General features: G+C 34.7%; 18 protein-coding genes. 15 read left to right on the top strand and 3 right to left on the bottom strand.

What is annotated here, in order from left to right; genetic code table 11:
- The first annotated feature begins 19 nt into the window (after positions 1-19).
- From ACQKM9_RS07790 to ACQKM9_RS07760, 7 genes are all read left to right on the top strand, one after another.
- Positions 20-1,306: an ABC transporter substrate-binding protein gene (locus tag ACQKM9_RS07790; protein ID WP_427733809.1), complete on the top strand. Its 1,287-nt coding sequence runs from the start codon at positions 20-22 to the stop codon at positions 1,304-1,306.
- Between the two features lie 70 nt (positions 1,307-1,376).
- Positions 1,377-2,321, top strand: a complete 945-nt coding sequence (locus ACQKM9_RS07785) for a carbohydrate ABC transporter permease (protein ID WP_427733808.1) — start codon at positions 1,377-1,379, stop codon at positions 2,319-2,321.
- 11 nt (positions 2,322-2,332) lie between these two features.
- On the top strand, positions 2,333-3,160 hold the full coding sequence (locus ACQKM9_RS07780; RefSeq protein ID WP_427733807.1) for a carbohydrate ABC transporter permease: 828 nt from the start codon (positions 2,333-2,335) through the stop codon (positions 3,158-3,160).
- Complete coding sequence (locus ACQKM9_RS07775; RefSeq protein WP_427733806.1) at positions 3,147-4,163, top strand: N-acetylglucosamine kinase; 1,017 nt, start codon at positions 3,147-3,149, stop codon at positions 4,161-4,163. Before ACQKM9_RS07780 ends, ACQKM9_RS07775 begins: the two co-directional genes overlap by 14 nt.
- A 6-nt stretch (positions 4,164-4,169) precedes the next feature.
- Positions 4,170-5,075 (top strand): N-acetylmuramic acid 6-phosphate etherase, encoded by a 906-nt coding sequence (gene murQ, locus ACQKM9_RS07770; protein ID WP_427733805.1) that lies wholly within the window; start codon positions 4,170-4,172, stop codon positions 5,073-5,075.
- Between the two features lie 62 nt (positions 5,076-5,137).
- Positions 5,138-6,019, top strand: a complete 882-nt coding sequence (locus ACQKM9_RS07765) for a MurR/RpiR family transcriptional regulator (protein WP_427733908.1) — start codon at positions 5,138-5,140, stop codon at positions 6,017-6,019.
- A gap of 556 nt (positions 6,020-6,575) precedes the next feature.
- Complete coding sequence (locus tag ACQKM9_RS07760) at positions 6,576-8,324, top strand: methyl-accepting chemotaxis protein (RefSeq protein WP_427733804.1); 1,749 nt, start codon at positions 6,576-6,578, stop codon at positions 8,322-8,324.
- A gap of 419 nt (positions 8,325-8,743) precedes the next feature.
- Here ACQKM9_RS07760 and ACQKM9_RS07755 read toward each other — a convergent pair whose 3' ends face one another.
- Positions 8,744-9,943 (bottom strand): class I SAM-dependent rRNA methyltransferase, encoded by a 1,200-nt coding sequence (locus ACQKM9_RS07755; RefSeq protein WP_427733907.1) that lies wholly within the window; start codon positions 9,941-9,943, stop codon positions 8,744-8,746.
- 253 nt (positions 9,944-10,196) lie between these two features.
- On the opposite strand from ACQKM9_RS07755, the gene solA reads away from it, so the two are divergent.
- Both solA and ACQKM9_RS07745 read left to right on the top strand, forming a co-directional pair.
- Positions 10,197-11,327, top strand: a complete 1,131-nt coding sequence (gene solA, locus ACQKM9_RS07750) for an N-methyl-L-tryptophan oxidase (protein ID WP_427733803.1) — start codon at positions 10,197-10,199, stop codon at positions 11,325-11,327.
- Between the two features lie 557 nt (positions 11,328-11,884).
- Positions 11,885-12,892, top strand: coding sequence for an SH3 domain-containing protein (locus ACQKM9_RS07745; protein ID WP_427733802.1), 1,008 nt, complete (start codon positions 11,885-11,887; stop codon positions 12,890-12,892).
- A 73-nt stretch (positions 12,893-12,965) separates the two neighbouring features.
- On the opposite strand, the gene ACQKM9_RS07740 is transcribed toward ACQKM9_RS07745, so the two are convergent.
- On the bottom strand, positions 12,966-13,301 hold the full coding sequence (locus tag ACQKM9_RS07740) for a heme oxygenase (RefSeq protein ID WP_427733801.1): 336 nt from the start codon (positions 13,299-13,301) through the stop codon (positions 12,966-12,968).
- A 471-nt stretch (positions 13,302-13,772) separates the two neighbouring features.
- Here ACQKM9_RS07740 and ACQKM9_RS07735 point away from each other — a divergent pair, with 471 nt between their 5' ends.
- The 4 genes from ACQKM9_RS07735 to ACQKM9_RS07720 all read left to right on the top strand — a co-directional run bounded on the left by ACQKM9_RS07735 (position 13,773) and on the right by ACQKM9_RS07720 (position 17,203).
- Positions 13,773-14,363: a TetR/AcrR family transcriptional regulator gene (locus ACQKM9_RS07735; protein ID WP_427733800.1), complete on the top strand. Its 591-nt coding sequence runs from the start codon at positions 13,773-13,775 to the stop codon at positions 14,361-14,363.
- Between the two features lie 380 nt (positions 14,364-14,743).
- Positions 14,744-14,869, top strand: coding sequence for a hypothetical protein (locus ACQKM9_RS07730; RefSeq protein ID WP_281173079.1), 126 nt, complete (start codon positions 14,744-14,746; stop codon positions 14,867-14,869).
- A 211-nt stretch (positions 14,870-15,080) separates the two neighbouring features.
- A complete protein-coding gene (locus tag ACQKM9_RS07725; RefSeq protein ID WP_427733799.1) occupies positions 15,081-16,658 on the top strand; it encodes a sensor domain-containing diguanylate cyclase in 1,578 nt (525 codons plus the stop codon).
- A gap of 80 nt (positions 16,659-16,738) precedes the next feature.
- A complete protein-coding gene (locus tag ACQKM9_RS07720) occupies positions 16,739-17,203 on the top strand; it encodes a helix-turn-helix transcriptional regulator (protein WP_427733798.1) in 465 nt (154 codons plus the stop codon).
- Positions 17,204-17,650: 447 nt separating this feature from the next.
- Here the strand turns inward: ACQKM9_RS07720 and ACQKM9_RS07715 are convergent, their stop codons facing one another.
- Positions 17,651-19,138: a catalase gene (locus ACQKM9_RS07715; protein ID WP_427733797.1), complete on the bottom strand. Its 1,488-nt coding sequence runs from the start codon at positions 19,136-19,138 to the stop codon at positions 17,651-17,653.
- A 631-nt stretch (positions 19,139-19,769) separates the two neighbouring features.
- Here ACQKM9_RS07715 and ACQKM9_RS07710 point away from each other — a divergent pair.
- Both ACQKM9_RS07710 and ACQKM9_RS07705 read left to right on the top strand, forming a co-directional pair.
- The gene (locus ACQKM9_RS07710; protein ID WP_427733796.1) at positions 19,770-22,859 is read left to right on the top strand and encodes an ATP-binding protein; all 3,090 of its coding nucleotides are present in this window, start codon (positions 19,770-19,772) and stop codon (positions 22,857-22,859) included.
- Positions 22,834-23,952, top strand: coding sequence for a response regulator (locus tag ACQKM9_RS07705; protein WP_427733795.1), 1,119 nt, complete (start codon positions 22,834-22,836; stop codon positions 23,950-23,952). The genes ACQKM9_RS07710 and ACQKM9_RS07705 overlap by 26 nt, the downstream gene beginning before the upstream one ends.
- The last annotated feature ends 111 nt before the right edge of the window (positions 23,953-24,063 follow it).

The following is a 24,063-nucleotide window of genomic DNA, read 5'->3' as shown; positions in this document are numbered from 1 at the left end:
TTGGGGTGGAGGAACAGACATGAAAGTATTGAATAGGTGGTTCTTTTTGTTTGTACTTTTGTTGACAATCGTATTAGCTGGCTGTGGCTCAAAAGACAAATCTGATGACACGAGCAAGGGAGATAAAGAATCCGAATCTTCAAAGGAAGTGTCACTGACAATTGGTAGCTGGCGTACAGAAGATGTAGCAAAATATGAAAAAGTAATCGCATTATTCAACGAGGAACATCCAGATATTAAAGTCACTTTCAGTCCTACAAAAAACACAGAATATAATACGGTATTAAACACAGCATTACAAGCGGGAGAAGGTCCAGATATTATTCATTTACGTCCATATGCTGCTGGTTTAAAACTAGCAGAATCAGGATTCATAGAAAAAATTAACGATTTAAATGGGTTAAATGTATTCTCGGAAGAAGCGCTACAAGCTTCTCGAGATGCAGAAGGTAATCAGTATGGGGTACCAATTAATTTGAGCTCTACTCAATTCTTCTATAATAAGAAGATTTTCAAAGAGCAAGGTTTAGATGTTCCAAATACATGGGATGAATTCATTCAATTAAATGACAAACTTCTGGCAAAAGGTATCACACCTATCGCTATGGGTACAAAGGAAAGTTGGCTATTATCTTTGCTTCACGGCATTGTGGGGCCAGGTGTTTATGAGGGTAATGATTTCTACAAGTCAGTTTTAGCTGGTGAAAAAGATTTCACAGATGCAAAGTTTAAAGAATCAATTCAAGTGATGAATGATTTGAAGAAATACTTCCCTAAAAACTCAGAGGGTCTAGGAATGGATGATATTCGAACTGAGTTTGCATTAGAAAAAGCAGCCATGTTCCCTTTAGGTAGTTGGGAAATCCCCGTTGTTTCGGAAATGAATCCAGATTTAGATTTTGGCTTTTTCCCCATGCCATCTAAAGCAGGCAATAAAACTGTTACAACATGGGTTGATGGCTCATTTGCTATGAATGCCAACTCAAAAAATAAAGAGGCTGCAAAGGTGTTTTTAGAATTTTTAACTACAAAAGAATTTGGTGAACTATTTGTAAAAGAGTTCTCAATGATTAGTGCAATGCCTGGCATTTCTTCTGATCAGGCTCTATTAAGTGATCTTAGTAAAGCAGTAGAATCTAACGCGACACCTTATATGTGGGTTACTAATTTTACAGGTGGAGACCCAACAACGAAAACAGTACTTGAAACTGAACTGCAAGGAATGTATTTGGGTGATGTGAAAGTTGATGGTGTAGCAAAAAAAGTGCAAGAAAATGCCGAAACATGGTTTAAGCCGTTTCAATAAATAATAATTGCCCTCACTGAAAAGAGGTGAGGGCCAATTGTTTCAATTTACATAAAGGAGGCTATGGTATATGACAAATGGGACAGCTCCATCGATAAAAAAGAAACGGAGTTGGTCAAAGTGGACAATTCACTTATTTCCTATACCGGCATTAATCATTTATGGAATGTTCGTGTTATATCCAATAATGGCTGCCCTATCCTATAGTTTTTTTGAATTTAATGGGATGAACAGAGGCAATTTTGTAGGGCTTCAAAACTTCATTACGCTCTTTACAAAAGAACCTTATGGGTCTATGTTTTGGAATGCTTTTAAGCATAATGGAATTTATTTTATTATACAGATGGTTGTGATGAATGGTCTGGCTTTCTTTTTAGCCTTTATCATCTATAAAAGAATCCGAGGTTCAGAGTTTTTCAAAGCTGCTTTCTTTTTACCAAGGGTACTCTCTGTTATTGTAGTCGGCTTTTTATGGAAACTCATCTTAAATCCAAACTATGGTACAGTGAATGTTTTACTTGAAAAGCTAGGCCTAGAAAGTTTGCAAAGAGCATGGTTAGGTGACCCGGATACAGCTCTTATTGTTATTATTCTAGTGAATTGTTGGTTTGGTATTGGATTTGGTGTTCTTATTTTTTTGGCCGGTTTTCAAGGGATTTCAAGTGAACTTATTGAAGCAGCCAGATTAGATGGAGCAAAGGGCTTTAAAATGTTGTCTAGAATCTATTTACCATTAATGATTCCCTCCATTATGATTATGGGCGTATTGACGTTCATTCAATCGTTTGAAGCTTTCGAACTTATATATGCTATGCAGGGATCGATGGGTGAACCCTATTATTCTACAGATACATTAGCAGTGTTTTTCTATAGGTTAGCATTTGGCAGTTCGACTGCTTCGGGAAGCACCTCTATAGGATTAGGATCGGCTTTAGCGACATGCTTATTCTGCTTTATTTTAATATGTACTTCGGTTTTCTTACGCATGATGAACAAAAAAGACGTTGAAATGTGAGAGGTGAAGATATGAAGCAAGGCACTATTTGGACTAAACCTTTCTATTATATTGTTGTTTTTGTTGCAGCGACAATTAGTTTGTATCCGATTTTGTTAATGATTCTTTCTTCATTCAAAACGAGTGCAGAAATTTTTAAAAATCCTTTAGGTCTACCGACAAGTCTTAACTTAGATACTTATCGGACGTTATTATCAAAAGTTCCTTTTACTACTTACTTTATGAATAGTGTCATAGTAAGCGTTGTATCAGTATCTTTAATTATCATTGTGTGCTCTTTAGCAGCTTATTATATTGCGCGTTTTAAATTTTCGTGGACTAATGCCATTTTCTTTATTTTCTTATTAGGAATGATGATACCGATTAAGTTAGGGATTGTACCATTATTTATTTTGATGCGAGATTTAGGCTTAATTAATTCACTTTGGTCATTAATTTTTATGAATGTTGCAACAGGGATCCCGTTAACGATGCTTATTTTGACAGGCTTTTTCCGTACAATGCCTGTCGAATTGGAGGAAGCAGCTCGAATGGATGGTGCAGGAAATATACGCATACTCTGGCATGTGCTCTTGCCAATTATGCGACCTGCTTTAGGAACTGTAGTTATTATTAATTTTATATCTGCATGGAATGATTTTTTCTTCCCATTAATTTTTATTACGGAAAAGGCGAAAATGACGATCCCTGTAGGAATGATGTCATTATTTGGTGAACATTCTGCAGATTGGGGTTCGCTATTTGCAGGCTTAACTTTGGCTTCATTACCAATGATTTTACTATTTTTCATCGCTTCAAAGCAGTTTATGGAAGGACTGACGGCAGGTGCAGTTAAATAAACATTATTTTATTGGAATAGATGGTGGCGGTACTAAAACTCAAGTGGTGATTGGCAATAGCGATGGCGAGATTCTAGCTCTCGTAACTGGTGAAAGCTCGAATATAAAAGCTACTCCAAAAGAAAAAGTGAAAATCCAAATAGGCCTTCTATTAGATAAGTTGTTAGAAAAATCCGCTATTCAAAAAGCAGAGGTCAAAGCTGTATTTGTATGTGCAGCGGGTGGTGATCGTGAGGAAGATTCCGTCTGCTGGAATGAATGGATACAAGAGTATTTTCAATCGTATCATTGTACAATTCAAGTCACTAATGATGCAGTAGCTGCCTTGGTAAGCGGCACATTTAAATTGGATGGATTAGTTTTAATAGCGGGTACCGGTTCTATTGCTTATTTGGTACAAGAAGATGGTCGCAAAATCCGCCGAGCAGGGGGATGGGGCTATTTATTTGGCGATGAAGGTAGTGGTTATTATATTGGAACACAAGCATTAAGTCATATCTCACAACTCTATGATTTAAATGAAGAGCTTGATGAATTTTCAGAAGAGGTTCTCAAATATCTTCAACTGAATAATACCGTAGACATCATTACGAAAATTTATGAACAGGAACAGCCGCGTTTGATAGTGTCATCTATTGCAAAGACTGTTTTGAAATTGGCAGAACGAGGTAACGATGTAGCATGTCGATTCGTATTTGATGCTGTAGCGCAACTAGTGCACTTATTGGGAATTATATACTCAAGAGAAGAAAGTGCTAAGTCATTACCAATTGTTGTATGTGGTGGGTTATTTGAAAATGAGTATTTTTTTAGTCAATTTGAGCAGTCTCTAAGCCTAGTCTCAGGTGAAAATGAATTAATTAAACCATATGTATCACCAGTAGTTGGTGCATTTACTTTAGCACTTCTTGATATGAGCATTCCTATCACAAAGAAAATGCAAGTCGAGCTGTTACAAACATGGATGAAAGTTGATCTTGAAAATAAGATTAGGAGGAATTGAAAATCTATGAAGCAAGAGCCTAAACTGCAAACAGAAGCGCATCATAGGGAAACGAGCAATTTAGATTTAATGTCTGTAGCTGAAATAATTAAATTAATGAATCAGGATGACCTCAAAATTCCTCTAGCTATTGAAAAGGTACTACCAAAAATCGAAAAAACTATTAAGGTTGTATATCATTCTCTTGAAACAGGGGGGCGATTATTCTATGTAGGTGCTGGAACAAGCGGGAGAATTGGTTTGTTAGACGCAGTGGAATGTCCTCCTACTTTTAGTACATCACCAGAAGTAGTCCAGGCAATATTAGCAGGTGGAATCGATGCTGTTGTCTTAGCCGTAGAAGGAGCTGAAGACGATGAACAGTGGGGGCAATCCAGCTTAAAAGAACATGGTTTAACAGAACGTGATGTGGTGATTGGTATTGCGGCAAGCGGTAGTACCCCTTTCGTAAAAGGGGCTTTAGTGTATGCTCGTTCTGTCGGTGCTAAAACAATGAGTTTAACAAGTAATTCAAACTCAATTATTAGCGAATGTACTGATATTGCAATTGAGGTAGATACTGGTCCAGAAATCTTAACAGGATCTACACGATTAAAGGCGGCTTCAGCACATAAAATGGTATTAAACATGATCTCTACAGCTACTATGGTTCAATTAGGTAAAGTATATAAAAATTTAATGGTTGATGTACACGCGAGTAATAACAAATTAAAAGAACGTGCAAAAAGAATTGTTTGTGAGGCAACAGAAGTTACTTACGAACAAGCAGAGCAAGTGTTAGCTAAAACAGGTTACGAAGTGAAACCAGCGATAGTTATGCTTTTAACACAATCAACTTTGGATGAGTCAAAACAACTTTTAGCAAATTCAAAAGGTCACGTTCGTGCAGCAATTCAACTTAAAAATATCTAGTTAAGGAAGAGAATATAGAAATCTTTCTTCAATATTAAACAAGGAAGCAGGGGGTTATGAGTATAGAAAAGATGAATTCGGGATTGCTTATACTTGCTGAAATGGAAGCTAGCTTGCCGCCTTCTGAGCGGAAAATTGCTCAATATATTTTAAAACACCCTGCTGAAGCAATTAAAATGACAGCAATCGACATTGGCAAGCAAAGCCATACAAGCAGTGCGGCTGTCATTCGCCTTTGTAAATCATTGAATCTAAGTGGCATACAAGAATTGAAACTAAGAATTGCAGGTGATTTACAACGTGAAAAAATAGACATTCGTGATATTGAACCGAATGAACCGTTAGAGTTAACAATCGATAAAATTACAAAGCATAGTATGCAAATCTTGCATGAGACTGCGGATTTAATCGACCAAAAAGAGCTAATGCATGCTGCAGAAGCAATGTTAAATGCTAAGAGAATTTTCTTTTTTGGTGTTGGAGCATCAGCAATTGCCGCAATGGATGCGTATCAAAAGTTTTTACGTATCAATAAATACTGTATGTTTTTAACGGATTTACATTTGGGAGCTACAGCGGTTGTTAATGCTGATGAGGGAGATGTTGTTGTAGGCATTTCATTTTCAGGAGAAACACATGAGGTAGCTAAAGTGTTAGAGATTGCGAATAATGTAAATGCTACAACAATTAGTCTAACAAGATACGGAAATTCACTCGTCTCTAGTTTGGCAGATATTTGTTTATATACTTCACCAAAAGTGGAAGCCACATTAAGAAGTGGTGCTACTTCCTCACGTTTAGCTCAGCTACATGTCTTAGATATATTATTTATGTGCGTGGCAACGAGTACATATAATGATACGATAGAGTATTTAGATCATACTAGAACAGCCATTAACAACTTGCATGAAAAAGTAGGTAAACGTAAAGGTAGCTATTTGTAAAAAAGAAGTACTAGCTCATTAAACTGTAGCTGGCACTTCTTTTTTTATTCGTTCCTCAGAATTCTTTATCATGAATATGAAGGTTGTAATACCTAGGGCTAGAATGAATTATGAATTAGACATTGAAAGGAATTTAAATCATGTCAGAATTAAAATACGAAATCGCATATATAGTCATTATTTAAAAAATGAAAAATATTGGTGAGAGGTATATTTGATTAACTGAAATGGGCGTGCGTCGAAGTATGATTTACGTGATTGGTCGTACGTTGAGTGAGGATAAGATGCAGGCTTTGGAAAAAGCGTTACAAACGTTCTAAATTTATAGGAAATAACGAGGTGTTTAAAGAGCTACAGTTGTGGCTCTTTTTATTTTTGATAAATTTGAAATTTTACTTAATTCCTTCGAAATCTAGCCGATAGGACTAAAGATCCTTATGGAGTTTTAGTGTATATAGTTCAAAGATAACTTTTTATAGTATATTATAAATAATGCAAAGGATATATTTTAGGGTTTAAAAATTTTCCGTTTTAAGAACAGAGGAGGAAGTTAGGAATGAAAGGAATGTCTAAGTTAAGCAATAAAGTTTTTGTGTTTGTTGTTATTTCTGTCGTATTAATAATTGCAGCTTTTTCAATAACTCTGTATTCAAATACAAATAAATCTGTTGAAGAGACGATAGGGAATCAGACTGTACACATTGGTGAAAATGTTGCGACCCAGTTAGATGCTGAGAAATTTAAAGATATACTAGATCATCCAGAAGAATCAGAATTGTATTGGAAACTACGTGATGAATTAAATGATATTCGTGTAAAGAATGGTGTCCAGTATTTATATACTATGACAGTGGTAGAAAAAGGCGGAACAGCGAAAATGTTAGTTGACGGTTCGCCTAAAGAGGTAGATGATTCGCCGATTGGTTCAGAAGCATCAACAATTAATGATGACATTATGAAGGCTATTAATAAGGATGGTTATTATCATTCGGGAATAGAAAATTTTGAGGGCTATGGTGATTTACTATCTGCAATTGTTCCTATGAAGAATGCCGATGGTAAGATAATCGGACTTATTGGTGTTGATGTTGATGCCGGTGATGTAAAAGAAGTAAAGTCGCAGATATTACGATCGATTTTGCCAATTGTAATAGGTATTACTTTAATAATCGGAGTGGTTTCAATATTCCTTATTCGCCGTTTTACAAATCTTACTCTTCAGCCATTGACTGTTTTACAGGAGGCAGCTGTCCAGTTTGCTGATGGTGATATTGTTGGCGCTGAGCAGAAACTAGAATCTGTAAAATTTAAAGGAAACAATGAAATTACTCGTTTTGAAATAGCGTTTTCAGAATCATTGACAAAGTTAAAGGGTACTTTTACAGAGGTGCTGCATACATCCGAAGAATTGAAAAATGTTATTGATCAAATTAGTGCATCTACACAAACGGTACATACGTCAAATAACGAAATTGCTGATAGCATTTTACATATTGCATCTGGAAGTGAACAGCAAAAGGTCAATAATGGTGAAGTGATGAATGCAATGGAAGAAATGGTTGTCGGGATTCAAAGAATGGCTGATTCCACATCAAATATTTCACAAGCATCCATTGACATGACCACTCTAGTTGAATCAGGAGTGAAGGAATCAGAAATGGTTGTTGAACAAATCAAAAATGTAGAGCAGTCGGTATTAGGAACAGCAGACCATGTCACAGAAATGGCCGAAAAATTCCGCTCAATTGAAGAAATGGTAGAAGTGATTACAAGTATCGCTGATCAAACAAATTTACTAGCTTTAAATGCTGCAATTGAAGCAGCAAGAGCAGGCGAGTCAGGTAAAGGCTTTGCAGTTGTAGCAGATGAAGTGCGTAAACTTGCTGAAATGTCTCGCAATTCTGCTGAGGATATTCGTGAACATCTCCAAAACTTTAGTAGCACGGCAGAAAGTGTAGTAAAAGAAATGAATGAGAGCTCACATGAAGTGAAAGAGGGTAGCGTAGCAGTCAGCTCAATAGGCAAAAAATTACATGCTATTTTACAATCCGTACAGCATGTGAATGAAGAAATTCAAGAAGATTCCGCTGTCGTGGAACAAATGTCTGCAAGCTCAGAGGAAGTTCTTGCTTCTACTGAGCAAATGAATGGCATAGTAGTAAACAATGCAAAACGTGCTACAAGAGTCGCAAGTGCATCAGATCAGCAAGTACAAATCATCGAGGGGTTAAGCAATATTAGTGAATATTTGGCTAGTAATGCTGATGAAATGATGGCATTGATCAAACAGTTTAAAGTGAAGTGAAAATAAGAGAAAGGGCCGCTATATTTAGATCACTGAAAAAGTCCATAAAATGAATTTTAGCCATGGTGGGAACGATTAATCGTTCCCACCATGGCTTTTTCTTCGATGCCGTTAATTTCCGTTTGGCGGACGCTTTCCTGGGGGCGAGCCTCCTCGTAGCAAACGCTCCTGCGGGGTCTCAAGATGTTAGCTAGTTCCCCAAGGAGTCGCCGCCTACACTCCGATCATCTAGTTTATCTTTTTTCTGAGTTTTCCATTCTTTCCGATTCACACCTAACTCTTTATAATGAAAGGACAAATTTAGGGGAAAGTATTTCAGTGAATTAAACAAAATACTTTAGAATTAGAAGGTTAATTAAACCTAGGGAAAGTTCTTAGTGAAAAATAAAACCGCAGTCTGATGACTGCGGTTATAAATATTATTTATTTAGTTTTTTTATAAACACAACTTTTAAATAGTTAAACTCAGGGAAGTCGCGGTTTGCGCGGAAATCCTTTGGTAGAGAAGATTGTTCAACAATTTTGTAGCGAGTGTTTGAATCTTTAAATGCCTTATCAATGAATGTCTTGAACTTTTTCATACCGAAGCTTGCATTGTTTGTAGAAGCAACAATAATACCGTTCTTCTCCGTAATAGCAATTGCGTCCATTAGCAATTTCGGATAATCTTTTGCAGTACTAAATGTCATTTTTTTCGAACGTGCAAAGCTAGGAGGATCAAGTACAACTAAATCATATTTCATGTTATGACGAACGGCATATTTGAAGTAATCAAATACATCCATTACTTTAATATTTTGCGCTTCATAATCGATACCATTGACACTAAATTGTTCAATCGTTTTCGCTAAGCTACGTTTTGCAAGATCTACACTTGTTGTTTCTTTTGCACCGCCAAGAGCAGCAGCAACTGAAAATGCACCAGTGTAAGAGAAAGTATTCAGCATATTCGTATCTTCTGCATAATAGTCACGGATTGTACGACGTACATCGCGTTGATCAAGGAAGATTCCAGTCATTGCACCATCATTTAGGTTAACAGCAAAATTCATACCATTTTCTTTAATAATGATAGGGAAATCTCCAGGTTCACCCATTACGAAATCATCTTGCTCGATATATTGGCCCTTCGTATCAAAACGTTTTTTCTCATAAATAGCTTTGAATTCAACCAATTCAGCAAGTGCGTCGTAGATATATTGTTTGAAGCTATATATTCCATCACTATACCAACTAACCATATAATAACCATCAAAATAATCAATTGTTAGACCGCCAATGCCGTCCCCTTCTCCGTTAAATACACGGAATGCCGTTGTTTGGCTACCTTCGAAAAAGTCAGCACGATGATCTAGTGCAGTTTTCAATTTAGTTTTGAAAAATGCCTCATCAATCTCTTCATGTTCTTTTGTCGTAAGGACCCAACCAATTCCTTTATTTTGATTACCATAATATCCAGTTGCTAAATAGCGATTAGCACGGTCCACAAGACGAATAAGTTCGCCTTCTTCACGTAGCATATCGGTATTAACTACAGCCTCTTTTAAAATTAATGGATAGCCTCTTTTTAAATCTGCAAGAAAGCTTTGATCCACTCTAAGTGTTATCATTTTTGTCATCATGTCATCCTTAATATTCGTTTTCCTCATTATCGCATTTTTCGCCATAAAATGCGAAACTAATGGGGAAGTTTAATGTTGATTCAATAATAAAATTGTGGAATATATGAAATACAGCAATTAGAGGAATCCTTTCCAAGTTACGAAGTTTAACAACAAACATGTACATTTCGGCAATATTCCCTATCACTCCCCCAATATTCTAAAAATTCATAGTAAAATATTAATTATGATTATCAAGGGGGTAATGAAAATGCATTATGATGTGATAGTTATAGGAGCAGGTTCAATGGGAATGGCTGCAGGCTACTTCCTTTCACAAAGTGGAAAAAAGACTTTACTATTAGATGCCTTTAATCCACCACATGATAAAGGAAGTCACCATGGTGAGACACGCATAATTCGATATGCATATGGTGAAGGTGTAGAGTATGTTCCACTTGCATTACGTGCACGTGATTTATGGGAAGAACTTGCACAACAAACAGGTAAGGACATTTTTCTTCAAACGGGTGTCATAAATGTTGGGGATAAAAATATTCCATTCATCAAAAATGTGATTAAGAGTGCAGAGAAATTTGATCTACCATTAGAGATTATGACGGCATCTGAGGTGAACGGAAAATGGGAAGGTATGCAGTTACCAGAAAACTTCCTTGGTTGTTTCGAACCTACTTCAGGCGTGTTAAAAGTAGAATTATGCGTTGAAGCTTATAGAGAGTTAGCCATAAATGCAGGAGCAACTATTCGTACAAATAGCCGTGTTACTAAAGTCCATCCACAGTCAGGCAAAGTTACAATTTATACAGAAGATGGTGCAACATTTACAGCAGACTCGGTGATTATTTCTGCAGGTGCTTGGGCTGGGGAATTATTAAAACAGTTGGATTTAGAACTCCCACTAAATCCAATTCGTAAAACATTCGCTTGGTACGATGTAGATGAAAGATACTATAATCAAACCGATTTTCCGGCTTTCACATTCGAGCTTGAGGATAGTATATACTACGGCTTTCCAAGTTTTGATGGCGCTGGATTAAAAGTTGGTCGGCATGATGGAGGAGACACCATTAATCCAGATGAAGTCAGACTTGCATTTGGTGATGTTGCCGGTGATGTAGAAAACCTAAGTGGATTCTTAGATGAATTTATGCCACGTGAGCATGAGTTGAAATTGGGCAAAACATGTATGTACACAATGACGCCAGATGAAGATTTCATCATAGATGTCCATCCAAAATACAATAACATCGCCATCGCAGCTGGTTTCTCAGGACATGGGTTCAAGTTTGCTAGCGCTGTTGGAGAAGTACTAAGCGACCTGATTACAAAAGGATTTACAGATTTAGATATTACGCCGTTTACTATTAAACGGTTTAGTTAAATAAAGGAATAATTACATTGTGAATTTACTCTTAAGCCAACTTCTGATCTTGGAAACCTGCAATTTCATGAATTTTACATTGATGATGAGGGGATATAGAAGACTTCTATAGAAACATTGAGCCGCTTCAGGAATTTCAATGACATCTCCCAATTTAAATATTTATCAAGAAGAAACTTAGTTCTATCATTAAATAATAAACTCCCTTAGCTTTTAAAGCATAAGGGAGTTTTTTTGCATTTAATATCCATGGTTTTAAAAAGTAATTACTATTTTAAGTTAGAATTCACCAATTAAATAATGTAATGATGAAGGGTAATGTTAAATGGGGAATTAACCCTTTTATATTTCTATTGTATTAAAAATTGGATATAGTATAAGGATTTTGAGTTATTTGTAATAAAGTGTAATGACATTGTAAATGAAATGCCGTTGTTTCTCCAATCGACTTTCCTTAGTATTAATAGTGGAATTAATAAAAAAACGCTATATACACCCATAAACATCGAAATATTATTAACTACTATAAAAGAAAAAATTGGAGGAACATTATTCATATGAACAAGCAAACAGTATTTAAAGCTATTACAGCAACTACTTTGACGTTAACACTTGGACTTGGAGCATTAGTAAATAATCAACCTCAACAACCAACACAAACGAATGCAACCAATGTTTTACAAGATTCTGCTAACAAAATTACGATGGTTTCAAGTTCAAAAGTAACTAAAATTTCAGGTAAATATAAAACAACAGCAGCATTGAATATGCGTAAAGGTGCATCTACAAGCAGCAAGAAAATTACAACACTAAAAAAAGGTGCAGTCGTAACAGCTACATATAAAAAGAAAGTAAGTGGTACAACATGGTACAAAGTAAAACACGGTGGAAAAACTGGTTGGGTATCTGGTTCATACTTAAAAAAATATAAACAATCAACAACATCTACTGCGAAAGCAACAAAAATTAGCGGCAAATATAAAACAACAGCAGCATTGAATATGCGTAAAAGTGCATCATTGAAAAGTGGGAAAATAACTACGCTAAAAAAGGGAGCTGTCGTTACAGCTTCATATAAAAAGACAGTAAGCGGAACAACATGGTATAAAGTCAAACATGGTAGTAAGACAGGTTGGGTATCAAGCTCATACTTAAAAAAATACAAAAAAACAACAACAGTTTCTAGCTCAAACTCAGCACTTCGTAACAAAGTTATAAGTGTAGGTAGTCAATATTTAGGTGTTCCTTATGTATGGGGTGGCATGTCTCCATCAGGTTTTGATTGCTCAGGCTTTACAGCTTATGCATATAAAAAAGCTGGGTACGGAACATTACCACATAATAGTGGCTCTCAACGTGCTGTTACAAAAAAAGTAAGTAGTCCAGAAGTAGGCGATTTAATCTTTTTCACTGCAACACCAGGAAGTAGCACGATTACACATGTTGGTTTATATGCAGGAAACAATAAAGTATTACATGCAGCAGGAGACAAAGTACAATATCAAAGTGTTGCAAAAGGTAGTTACTGGGAACCACGTATCGTAAGCTACGGATCATTAGATTAATATTATAAATTTAAAAAGGCTCTAGCTGGAGAATTACAACGTCAGTTTAGAGCCTTTCTTATTGAATAAAAGTTTAAGCTTGTGAAGCTTCAATGCGTGAAACAATTTCAGCTATAACGATTTGACTACCAAGCATTGGAGATTCTTTTGGAGCTTCACCTGGTTTTGCTTCTGGACGTTTATGAGATGCTTTGAATGCATCACTTTCGCGCCATGCTTTGAAGCCATCAAGTGTTTCCCAGTACATATTAACGCTCATTTCATCGTATTCTTCAAAATCTTTGCATACAGCTACTTCAACTTTGACAAAACCTTCAAATGATTGAAGTGCACCTGGACGAGTGAAATTAGGAGCCATTTTTTCAGCAAAGCCTTTTTTCGTTTTAATACGGTTAGTTACTACGAACATAAACAATCTCTCCTTTTTAAATCATTGGCATACTAGAAAGCTATGCCTTTTAAGAAATCGTATACCATGTTGAAACCCCAATGCAAATGAGAGCCTAGCTTTTAGTTGAAAACACTAAAAAAACTGTGTTTTTATATGCTTCGTTATAATAGAAGTAACTCTTAGGAAGATAAATTATCAAGTTAATAAGTTAGATAAGGAAAAAGATGCCCGTCAGTATAGGTATGGTATTGATCTTCTAAAAAAGCTAAACAGAAATTATTCTTTAATTTGGTTCAGCGCACATGGAAGAGAGAGCGGGGAGGGTAATTGGAATCACGATATTTACAAGGCAGATATTAATATTAAAAATATATTGCTATGAATATACAATTTGCACTATGTTAATGCTATTATTGGGTGATAATGGTATAATATACCTTGTTGATATTATAGGATAGTACCATTACTTTAAAAATAGAGGTGATTAAAATGGCACGGGAGAGAAAATTTTCATCCGATGAAATATTTAATACTACCAAAATACTTTTGTTAAAGTATGGGTATGAAGGTTATACATTTAGTCTTCTTGCTGATGCTTTGAATGTTTCAAGAGCAGCAATTTATAAATATTATGATAATAAAGAGGAACTTATTTTTGATTATTTAGTTTCAGCCTTACAGAAAATACATATAGACTTAAAGTTAATTGATCAACAACTGCCCTTTACAGCACAGTTAGATGAATTAGTGACGAAAATTTATAAATATAAAGATTTGCAACAAATTTTAGTGAAGTCAAAAGAAATTCAGGAAAATGGTTCTGAAGTACTTATACATAAAAAAGCTTCAATACAGCAATTACAAATAGGTATGTATAGCATAATACAAACAATAATAGAACAAGGTAAAAAAGAGAATTTTCTGGATGAAGAAATGCCAAATGAGATTATTTTAAAATTTATTCTCCACAGTGTTGCTACTCCGAATGGTGAGGGAGTTAAACAGGAATCCTGGTTATTTTATATAAAAAAACTCATTTGTAGTGGGATTTTTGCAAAAAAAGTTAGCATAGAGATTTAATGAGTACTAGATGTAGGTTTAGTTGCTACTTAATGACCCCTTTCACTTCTTTTGGAGAATAAGTATTTTGTTGTTCTTATTACGTTTATGAATATTATAATTGAAAGCCCCCTCATTGTTAGATAGTAATAACTTTGAGGAGGGCTTTTTATATCCAAGTATAAATTTTCTTATAAATAGGTTTCTATTTACGGCTGAATTTAAAGGACCCCTTTTGTATAGATTTAATAGTCTTAATATGACAGTAATCGAGCATGGGTAGCGTCTTATTAGAATTTCTACTAATTTTTATGTATAATAATAGTAGGAACGAAAGAAAATCATCGAAATAAGTATAAGAATTTCAAGTATGTCAGTACGAAGATTAAGGGGTTGATCGTATGTTGGACAGGTTATTGAGGTTTTTAGGTATTAAAATAGATGATGTAGATGAAGATTTTGACGATACTATACACTGTTTCGACAATGCAGATTCTATTTTCAACCACTCTAGAGACAAAGAATAGTAAGGAAACTACCTTACAAGTAATTAACATTAAAAATTGATTAATTTGGATAAATCGCTTTAAGCTGAATGGCTTGATAGCGATTTTTTATTTTAAAAAGAGAATAAATTACTTAAAAAATAGTTAATTTTTGTATTTTAACCAACTGTGATATGTTACTATTTTACTTGATGTATTATATCGAGTTATATTAGGAAATAGGTAGGGGCATATGAAAAAAATTAATCTAAAACTACACCATTTAATTATCAGTGTGGCTGTTTTGGCATTCCTTTTAACAATAGCGAGTAGTTTGTTGAGTAGCTATCGTACGAATACGCAAACTTTACAAGAGAGTACTCTTAAAACGAATCATGCGTATGCACAAAAACTAGCAACGACAGCAAATGATTATTTGAAAGAGACATTACAAACGCTTAATATAAGTGCTGAAGAGATTACAGCTATTTTTGATGATGAAGATAAATTGTTACATGAAGCAGACCGGGTAAAAAATCAAACAAATACTTTTAATTCTGTGGCTATTGTAGACGCACAGGGAGAAGTACTTGCAACATCCCCTCAATCACTAGAGTTAAAAGGAAAGACTCTTACTTCTAATGCTATAAAAGAGGCGATAACACAAAAGAAACCATTAATATCAAAGCCTTATAAAGGAATTACAAATCGTTTGCTCATCTTCATTTCAGTTCCAATTTTTGCTGAAGAGGGTTCATATTTAGGGCTAATTGGTGGAACTATTTATTTGAAAGAAGATAATGTATTGAGCGAGGTTCTCGGTGAGCATTTTTATAAAGACGGTTCTTACGTGTATGTAGTAGATAACGATGGCCGCATAATTTATCATCAAGATAAATCACGGATAAATGATGTTATATCTGATAATAAAGTTATAATCGAAATGCTTGAAAACCATAGTACAGGTGCAGCTCGTTTGATCAATTCTAAAGGTAAAGACATGCTGGCAGGATATTCGTATATTTCAATTGCCGATTGGGAGGTTGTGGCACAACGCCCAACTGAGATTGCTTTGAAACCAGCAACAAATATGGTAAAGCAGATGCTGTACGTTGCATTACCACTATTACTCGTTTCACTACTTATCATTTTATGGGCTTCACTTAAAATTGCACGTCCATTACAGCAACTAGCGACATTAACGGAAAGTAGTATGAAAGCAAATGAAGAAAAGAATCTTTCTCAAGTACCCGGCTGGTATTATGAAGTTATACAACTAAAAAAAGCATTAATTCAGAGCCTATCTTTTCTCCATGGGCAAGTAAGTTTCTTTATGGATCAATCAACGACAGATCCACTTACAGGATTGACGAATCGACGAACATTAAATGAACGAATGCAAAAATGGACAAGTGGAAATACACCTTACTCAATTATTTTAATAGATATAGATCATTTCAAGTCGGTGAACGATACATACGGTCACAGTATTGGAGATGAAGTATTAAAATTCTTAGCTTTGAAAATGAAAAAAGTAACAAGAGTAGATGATTTATGTTGCCGTTATGGTGGAGAAGAATTTATCATCTTACTGCCAAATACATCTGCAACTGAAGCTTATCTAGTAGCAGAGCAGTTACGTACAGATATAGAGAGAACAACAAGTCCAGCTGGAAAAAACATTACAATTTCAGCGGGGATTGCAGAATATCCTTCAATGGCAAATGAGCCTACAAAAATGATTGGATTAGCAGATCAATGCTTATATGAGGCGAAAGAACAAGGTAGAAATCGTGTTGTAATGGCAAAAGAAAGATCAATTATTCTGTAATTTACTTTATAATAGAAATTTCCCTTTTTGTACTCAATAGTATAAAATTACACTAAAAGAAACAAAGAAGGGTGATAAGTATGGATAAGGAAAATATCATTAGTATCGCTACTGAGAAATTTAAGTTAGTACGTACGGAAAATAACTATACTCAGGATAAAATGGCTGAGGTACTAGGTATTTCAAAAAAAACACTTGTTCAAATCGAAAAGCAACGAACACCATGTAGCTGGACAACAACAGTTGCCCTTTGTGCCCTATTTAGAGAAAGCTCAATTTTGCAAAATTCGATGGGTGGCGATCCGATGGAAGTAGTTGAGCTAACAGCGCATGACATGATTGCACGTTCTAAAGAAAAAACTATGGGCGGACATGTCTGGTGGCGTACAATACAAGAGGATAAAGGATATCGTTTGCAACAAAATATTTTAAGCAACCATTATCGAATTTTAGACTCTGAATCATATCGTTGGTTTAGTACGATGAATAAAGTAGCAGCGTTAGAAGAATTTACCCGTATATTAGCAGAAAATCACTCTAATTAAGTATCAGGCATCCATGTAATATGTGGATGTCTTTATTTTGTTATGTTACATAACAAATGCAATTATTCTTCAAGTTGAGTGTGGAATTGCGTATATATTTTTGTATTAGATTGTCAAACTGTTTTAGTAACTAACTCGTAAGTTGTATTACAGTAACGATTGAAATATACATATCGGTCTTGCTTGATACATAGGTAATACAGGCAAAACTAGAAGCAAAATAGTTTATTTAAAGTAAAAAAGCAACTCTTCAAAAAAGAGAGTTGTTTTTTTGTGGATAACTTTTTGGCGGAAGAATGACACTATCCACAATTTAGATAAAGTTATACACCAATTCTGTTAATAAGTGAATAGAATATTCAAAATAATTAAGTAAAATGTGGATAAGTGGTTTGAAAACTAAAAAAGCCTCGCTTAGCATGAGTAGCTAAACGAGGCTTTGTAATATTAACGATATTGAATTTCTTTGTTAAGATTCATATCTTCGATATCGATACCCATTGCTTTGGCAACACCTGTACCATAAGCTGGATCTGCTTTGTAGCAGTGAATGATGTGGCGTTCTTTAATGAAGAACTCAACACCTTCCATGTTACGAGCAGTATTTTCGAATAAACGTTGTTGTTCTTCTGGGCTCATAATGTTGAACAATTTACCTGGTTGTTCGAAGTAATTGTCATCATCTTCGCGGAAGTCATAGATATCTGCTGGTCCATCAAGTGCTAATGCAGGGTCTTTATATGATGGTTGTTCTTGCCATTCACCATAGCTGTTTGGCTCATAGTGCAATGTGCTTCCTAAGTTTCCATCTACACGCATTTGTCCATCGCGGTGGAAGTTGTGTACTGGGCATTTTGGTGCGTTAACAGGGATAGCTGTATTGTTTACACCTAAACGGTAACGAGCAGCATCTGCATAAGCGAATAAACGAGCTTGTAACATACGGTCTGGTGAGAAGCTAATACCAGGAACTACGTTAGATGGTGCGAATGAAGCTTGTTCTACATCTGCAAAGTAGTTAGCTGGGTTACGGTTTAATTCGAATTCACCAACAGGAATTAATGGGAATTCTGATTTGTACCATACTTTTGTTAAATCAAATGGATTGTAACGGTGGTTACGAGCTTGTTCTTCTGTCATCACTTGGATAGACATATTCCATTTAGGGAAGTCGCCTTTTTTGATTGTTTCAAATAGGTCACGTTGTGAAGATTCACGATCGTGTGCAACTACTTCAGCAGCTTCTTGGTCTGTGTAGTTGTTAATACCTTGTTGTGAAGTGAAGTGGAATTTCACATATACACGTTCGTTATCAGCGTTAATCATTGAATACGTATGTGAACCGAAACCGTGCATATGACGGTAATCCGTTGGGATACCACGGTCACCCATAACATAAGTTACTTGGTGCAATGCTTCAGGCAAGTTTGTCCAGAAGTCCCAGTTGTTATTAGCTGAGCGCATGTTAGTATGCGGATCACGTTTAACAGCATGGTTTAAGTCAGGGAAGTGCATTGCATCACGGAAGAAGAATACTGGAGTGTTGTTACCAACTAAATCCCAGTTACCTTGTTCTGTGTAGAATTTTAATGCGAAACCGCGGATATCACGTTCAGCATCAGCAGCACCACGTTCACCAGCGACAGTAGAAAAACGAGCGAACATTTCTGTTTTTTTACCTATTTCAGAGAAGATTGCAGCTTTTGTATATTTAGTAATATCGTGAGTTACTGTGAAAGTACCGAATGCACCTGAACCTTTAGCATGCATACGACGCTCCGGAATAACTTCACGGTTAAAATTAGCTAATTTTTCGATTAACCATACATCTTGCAGTAAAAGGGGTCCACGTTTACCTGCAGACATAGAGTTAGTATTGCTAACGACTGGTGCGCCGGCAGCAGTTGTTAACTTTTTATTATTATCATTTGTCATTATGTTGTGCCTCCTATTTTTAACTCAATTGAACTCTTCAAAACTAATATAACAGATTGATAGATAAAAGTAAATTATAATGATTATCTTTAAGGAATTTATATCTCTAAGTATATTCTATAAATAAAGGTAATCAAGTCATGTATATATAGTGTTTCGAAAAGTGCAATTCACTTACTAAATAAATTATAAAAGGAACAAATAGGGTAACAAAATAGCATGGATAGTGCTAAATGTATTAAAAAATCATTGCGAATATGAATTAGATAAAATAAAGATCTTTTAAACAACTTACTCATTAATTAAATTCGATAATAAATTGTAGATAATAATAATTATTATTATCATTTTGATAGTGTAAATAAGATTAATTGATAATGTTTTAATGATATTTGAATCTTGTTTTCTTTTTTAATGATCAGTAGATTGGCTTTAAGAAAGGCATGTCTGGAGTTTAAACTTTGCACAGCATTTTTACATTCAAATGTAATCTAAAGTGAATATTCTTTGAAATGATTTAACAATTTAAGCATCTTATGGATTATTCCTATACAATAGGTTTATACGAATTGAAAATAGAAATTGATTAATAAAAGAACTTTACATATTTGACCTAGCAAAGAGGTGTGTTATGAAGAGAAAGCTATTCATCGCTGTTTGTATCGGTATTTTTTTGTTTACAATTATAAGTAGTTTTAACTACTTTAATATTTTCCAACCGAATGGACCTGATGCCAAAAATGGTGTATTGGATTTGAGTAATTGGGATTTTGAAAGAGATGGAAATGTATATTTAAATGGTGAATGGAAATTTTATGCAGGTGATTTGATAACGCCTGACAAAAAACCTCATACTTATGAAGAATATACTCAAAATCTGACAACTATTAATGTTCCTGGAAATTGGAATAAACAATATACGGAACAATATGGTACATATAGGTTGCTTATCAAGTTACCAAATAACGAGAAGTACGGATTCAAAATGGATAAAATCCGATCTTCTAGCCGATTGTTTATAAATGGGGTCGAGGCTGGTGCAAAAGGCGACCCTTCAAAAAACATGGAAATAGATCAGTATAGTGATGAGAAGTATGTGGTGTATGGAACTAGTGAAGACCTAGAAATAGAGGTCGTTATTCAAGTAGCCAATCTAGATTACCATGTTGCTGGCATTATTTCTCCACTGAAATTTGGGCCAGCAAAGGACATTGAAATATCAAAAACAGGGGATGTGATGTTAGAAACGTCTCTTTTTGCAGGTTATTTCTTATTATTTATTATGTATTTAGTAACCTACTTGCAACGAAAAAGAAATTTATATGAATTGTACTTTAGCTTATTTTGCTTCTTTCAGGGATTTTATATTACTACGTTAAATGAGCAGTTATTTTTTATTAAAATGTCGAATTTATCTTGGTATGAAAGGTCATATTTCCAATTTACATTTATTCATCTAGCTATTCTATTCTTTCTGTTATTTATATATGAATTTTTTAAACAATATACAAATAAAAAAGTTGTCATATTTTTATGTAGCTTATTAATTGTTGAGGTGTTTATAGAGGGAATACCAAATCCTATATTGTTGTTATTAGCTCCTTCTATTATGGTCGAGAAAATAGTAATGGTTTTCATTTTAGGGTTAAGCTATGGATACATCGTATATATATTACTGAGGGCTTTAATGAAAAAAGAAGAAGGTTCTGAGTATATATTAATGATAGTTACATCATTTGCGTGTTATGGAATTTTAATTGCATTAAACTTTTTATTTGAAATAAAAGTTAAATATGAGCCCGTTTTTCTGTTTTTAACAATGGTAATTGGCTTAGCTTCTTTAATTGGTTTCCGTCACCAGCGTGCTTTTACGGAAGTAGATCGTTTATCTAAGGAATTACTTCGTTATGATGAAGTTAAGGATGATTTTTTAGTGAAAAGCTCTCACGAATTACGGACACCATTACACGGTATTATTAATCTCTCTAAATCATTAATGGAAGGTAATAAAGGGGCACTAAAAAAAGAACAACAAGAAGTCGCTGTTTTAATTCATACAGTTGGTAAACGGTTAGCGAAATTAGTAGAAGATTTATTATATGCTGGAAAAATCAAGCGTGGGGAAGTAAATATTTCACCTACTCCGGTCAATGTTCATATTGTCGAAGAGATTATTGCTGAGGTATTTTATCTAATACCGACTTCGAACAGGTTAAAATTAGTTAATATGTTTCCAGCTAATCTACCATTAATCTATGTAGATGAATACAAGTTAAAACAGATTTTCTTTAATCTTATTTACAATGCTATTAAGTACACGAAATATGGCGAGATTACACTTTCTGCAAAAGTGCAGAATGGAGAAATGTTTATCTCAATTACAGATACAGGCATAGGTATTGAGGAAGATCATATTAATCAAATTTTCGACTCATTATATCAAGTAAAAGGAATTGAATCTGAAGGTCTTGGTTTAGGGTTAAGTATTACTAAGCAACTAGTGGAAGTGTCTGGTGGGCGCATTTGGGTTACTTCAGAAATCGGAAAAGGCTCGTGTTTTACTTTTACGATTCCTTTAGCGAACGAATCACAGCTGAAAGCGGTGGAGAACCCAGCATATTTTCCAACTGAAAAAAATAGTATGCTTCTGGCAATAAAAGATAAAGAGGTTTCAAAAGCATACTTGGATGTACCGGTGAAAATTGAAGGGAAAAAGGGTTATACCATTTTAGTAGTAGATGATGATCATGATAATTTGAGAATATTGGTAAATTCTATACGATCTTTGGACTATACCGTGATTGCAGTTGAAAGCGGTGTAGACGCCCTTGAAATAATGGGGAATGAATCCGTGGATTTAATGTTATTAGATTTAATGATGCCAAATATGTCAGGTTTTGAAGTTTGTAAAATTGTGAGGGAAGAACATGGTTTACTCGAGCTTCCAATTGTCATCTTAACGGCAGCTGGTCAATTATCAGATTTGATAATTTCCTTACAAGGAGGGGCAAATGACTTTTTACAAAAGCCAATTAATCTAGAAGAATTAAAAGTCCGTATAGAATCATTGTTATCAATGAAAGAATCTTCAAGGGAAGCAGTGAAAAATGAATTAGATTTCTTATCTGCACAAATTACACCACATTTTTTATACAATACATTTAATACGATTATTGGATTGAGTTATAAGGATGAAGAGAAAACGCGGGAGGCGCTACAATATTTGTCTACGTATTTCCGTGCAAAATTAGATTTTAATGGTCAAAATTGCTTAATCCCATTAGAAAATGAAATAGAATTAGTGAAAGCTTATCTATCCATTGAAAAAATGCGTTTTGGTAATAGATTAAATATTGAATATGAGATCGACGAAACGATAGAAGCACTTATCCCCTCAATGACCATTCAGCCACTTGTTGAAAATGCAGTTCAGCACGGCATCGCCAAAAAGTCTAATGGCGGGACAGTAAAAGTAACGATAGAGGAAACAACAGTAGGTGTCAAAATAGTGATTGAAGATGATGGCGTAGGAATCCCTATTCAAAAGCAAAATGAGTTAATGAATGAGCGGAGTACACGAATAGGCTTTTTAAACCCATATAGAAAGCTAAAACTTATTGAAAAATCATCATTCTTATTAGAAAGTAAAGAAAGTGAAGGAACGAAAATAACTATAATTGTACCTGGGGGTGAAAATGATGAGAGTTCTATTAATCGATGATGAAGAAATTGCTTTAGAAGTGCTTGAGATTATGACTAGTAATATAGAAGGAATTGAAATTGTCGGGAAATATACAAATCCGGTTCTTGCCTTGCAAGAATTAGCTAACATACAGGTGGATGTTATTTTTATAGATATGGAAATGCCGGGAATGCACGGAATTGAATTTGCTGAGAAAGTAATGGAAAGGTACAGTAATATAGAGGTACTTTTTGTAACGGCGCATCCTCAATTTGCAATAGAGGCATTTGAAGTGAACGCGTCTGATTATTTGTTGAAACCTGTAAGTATGACGCGGTTAAGAAAGGCAATTAAAAAAGTTGAAGAAAGAATTACTTTATATAAATCTAGGAAAGGTCTTTCTGAGCAAACACACAAAGTTTTGTATGCTCGCTTCATGAGTAGCTTTGCACTACAAGATTATCAACAAAATGAAGTAAAATGGCGTACAAGAAAAGTAAAGGAATTATTCATTTTCTTATGGCACAATAGAGAAAATCCGATTCATAAGGCGAATGTTGTTGAGGCGTTATGGCCAGAAATGGACGCTACAAAAGCTGTGACATTATTACATACAACTGTCTACCAATTGAGAAAAGCTATAAAAGATATTGGTGTGGAAAATTCCATTACATTAGTAAATGATCATTATAAACTGTCCGTGCCCCTCACAAGTGATGTCCTTGAACTAATGCAAATTGTACAAACAGAGGACATGCATCCTTTAAAAGCAGAAAGGTTACTCGAACTTTATAGTGGAGATTATTTGGAAGGAGACGTTTACCCATGGTCGATTCAATACCAACAATGGATAAAACAGGCCGTTCTACTATATCTCGAAAAATTTATCACGAGTACAGAAAGTAAAATAGATCAAAACGCATTAGTGGAGAAGTGTCTAGAAAAAATGCTGATTTTAGATATGTATAATGAAACGATTATGCACCAGTTGTTGAAACATTATCAACAATTAAATAATACGCAAAAGATAAAAGCGCTTTACGAAACAATTACGAATAATCTCGTAGATGAATTAGGCATTCAAATACCTAAAGAAATTGTAGATTTATATAATAAATGTTTTTCTCATTAATAGGGGCTGTCTCACAAGTCATTTTTTGACTCGGGGGCAGCTCTTTTAATATTGCGAAGAATTAGTTATGAAGTTTTTTCATTTTCGAATTTGTTAGAATACTATGGATTC

It is taken from the genome of Viridibacillus sp. NPDC093762 (genome assembly GCF_050279675.1).
Classification (GTDB): Bacteria; Bacillota; Bacilli; order Bacillales_A; family Planococcaceae; genus Viridibacillus.
The sequence above is the reverse complement of the archived record's forward strand: the minus strand, read 5'-3'. Positions and strand labels throughout refer to the sequence as shown.

What these genes read in the sequence shown, in the direction of transcription:
- ACQKM9_RS07780 (WP_427733807.1), top strand. Translation starts at nt 2,333, where the DNA reads ATGAAGCAAGGCACTATTTGGACTAAACCTTTCTATTATATTGTTGTT.
- ACQKM9_RS07705 (WP_427733795.1), top strand. Translation starts at nt 22,834, where the DNA reads ATGATGAGAGTTCTATTAATCGATGATGAAGAAATTGCTTTAGAAGTG.
- solA (WP_427733803.1), top strand. Translation starts at nt 10,197, where the DNA reads ATGCATTATGATGTGATAGTTATAGGAGCAGGTTCAATGGGAATGGCT.
- ACQKM9_RS07740 (WP_427733801.1), bottom strand. Translation starts at nt 13,301, where the DNA reads ATGTTCGTAGTAACTAACCGTATTAAAACGAAAAAAGGCTTTGCTGAA.
- ACQKM9_RS07715 (WP_427733797.1), bottom strand. Translation starts at nt 19,138, where the DNA reads ATGACAAATGATAATAATAAAAAGTTAACAACTGCTGCCGGCGCACCA.
- ACQKM9_RS07745 (WP_427733802.1), top strand. Translation starts at nt 11,885, where the DNA reads ATGAACAAGCAAACAGTATTTAAAGCTATTACAGCAACTACTTTGACG.
- ACQKM9_RS07730 (WP_281173079.1), top strand. Translation starts at nt 14,744, where the DNA reads ATGTTGGACAGGTTATTGAGGTTTTTAGGTATTAAAATAGATGATGTA.
- ACQKM9_RS07710 (WP_427733796.1), top strand. Translation starts at nt 19,770, where the DNA reads ATGAAGAGAAAGCTATTCATCGCTGTTTGTATCGGTATTTTTTTGTTT.
- ACQKM9_RS07790 (WP_427733809.1), top strand. Translation starts at nt 20, where the DNA reads ATGAAAGTATTGAATAGGTGGTTCTTTTTGTTTGTACTTTTGTTGACA.
- ACQKM9_RS07720 (WP_427733798.1), top strand. Translation starts at nt 16,739, where the DNA reads ATGGATAAGGAAAATATCATTAGTATCGCTACTGAGAAATTTAAGTTA.
- ACQKM9_RS07755 (WP_427733907.1), bottom strand. Translation starts at nt 9,943, where the DNA reads ATGACAAAAATGATAACACTTAGAGTGGATCAAAGCTTTCTTGCAGAT.
- ACQKM9_RS07785 (WP_427733808.1), top strand. Translation starts at nt 1,377, where the DNA reads ATGACAAATGGGACAGCTCCATCGATAAAAAAGAAACGGAGTTGGTCA.
- ACQKM9_RS07735 (WP_427733800.1), top strand. Translation starts at nt 13,773, where the DNA reads ATGGCACGGGAGAGAAAATTTTCATCCGATGAAATATTTAATACTACC.
- ACQKM9_RS07725 (WP_427733799.1), top strand. Translation starts at nt 15,081, where the DNA reads ATGAAAAAAATTAATCTAAAACTACACCATTTAATTATCAGTGTGGCT.
- murQ (WP_427733805.1), top strand. Translation starts at nt 4,170, where the DNA reads ATGAAGCAAGAGCCTAAACTGCAAACAGAAGCGCATCATAGGGAAACG.
- ACQKM9_RS07760 (WP_427733804.1), top strand. Translation starts at nt 6,576, where the DNA reads ATGAAAGGAATGTCTAAGTTAAGCAATAAAGTTTTTGTGTTTGTTGTT.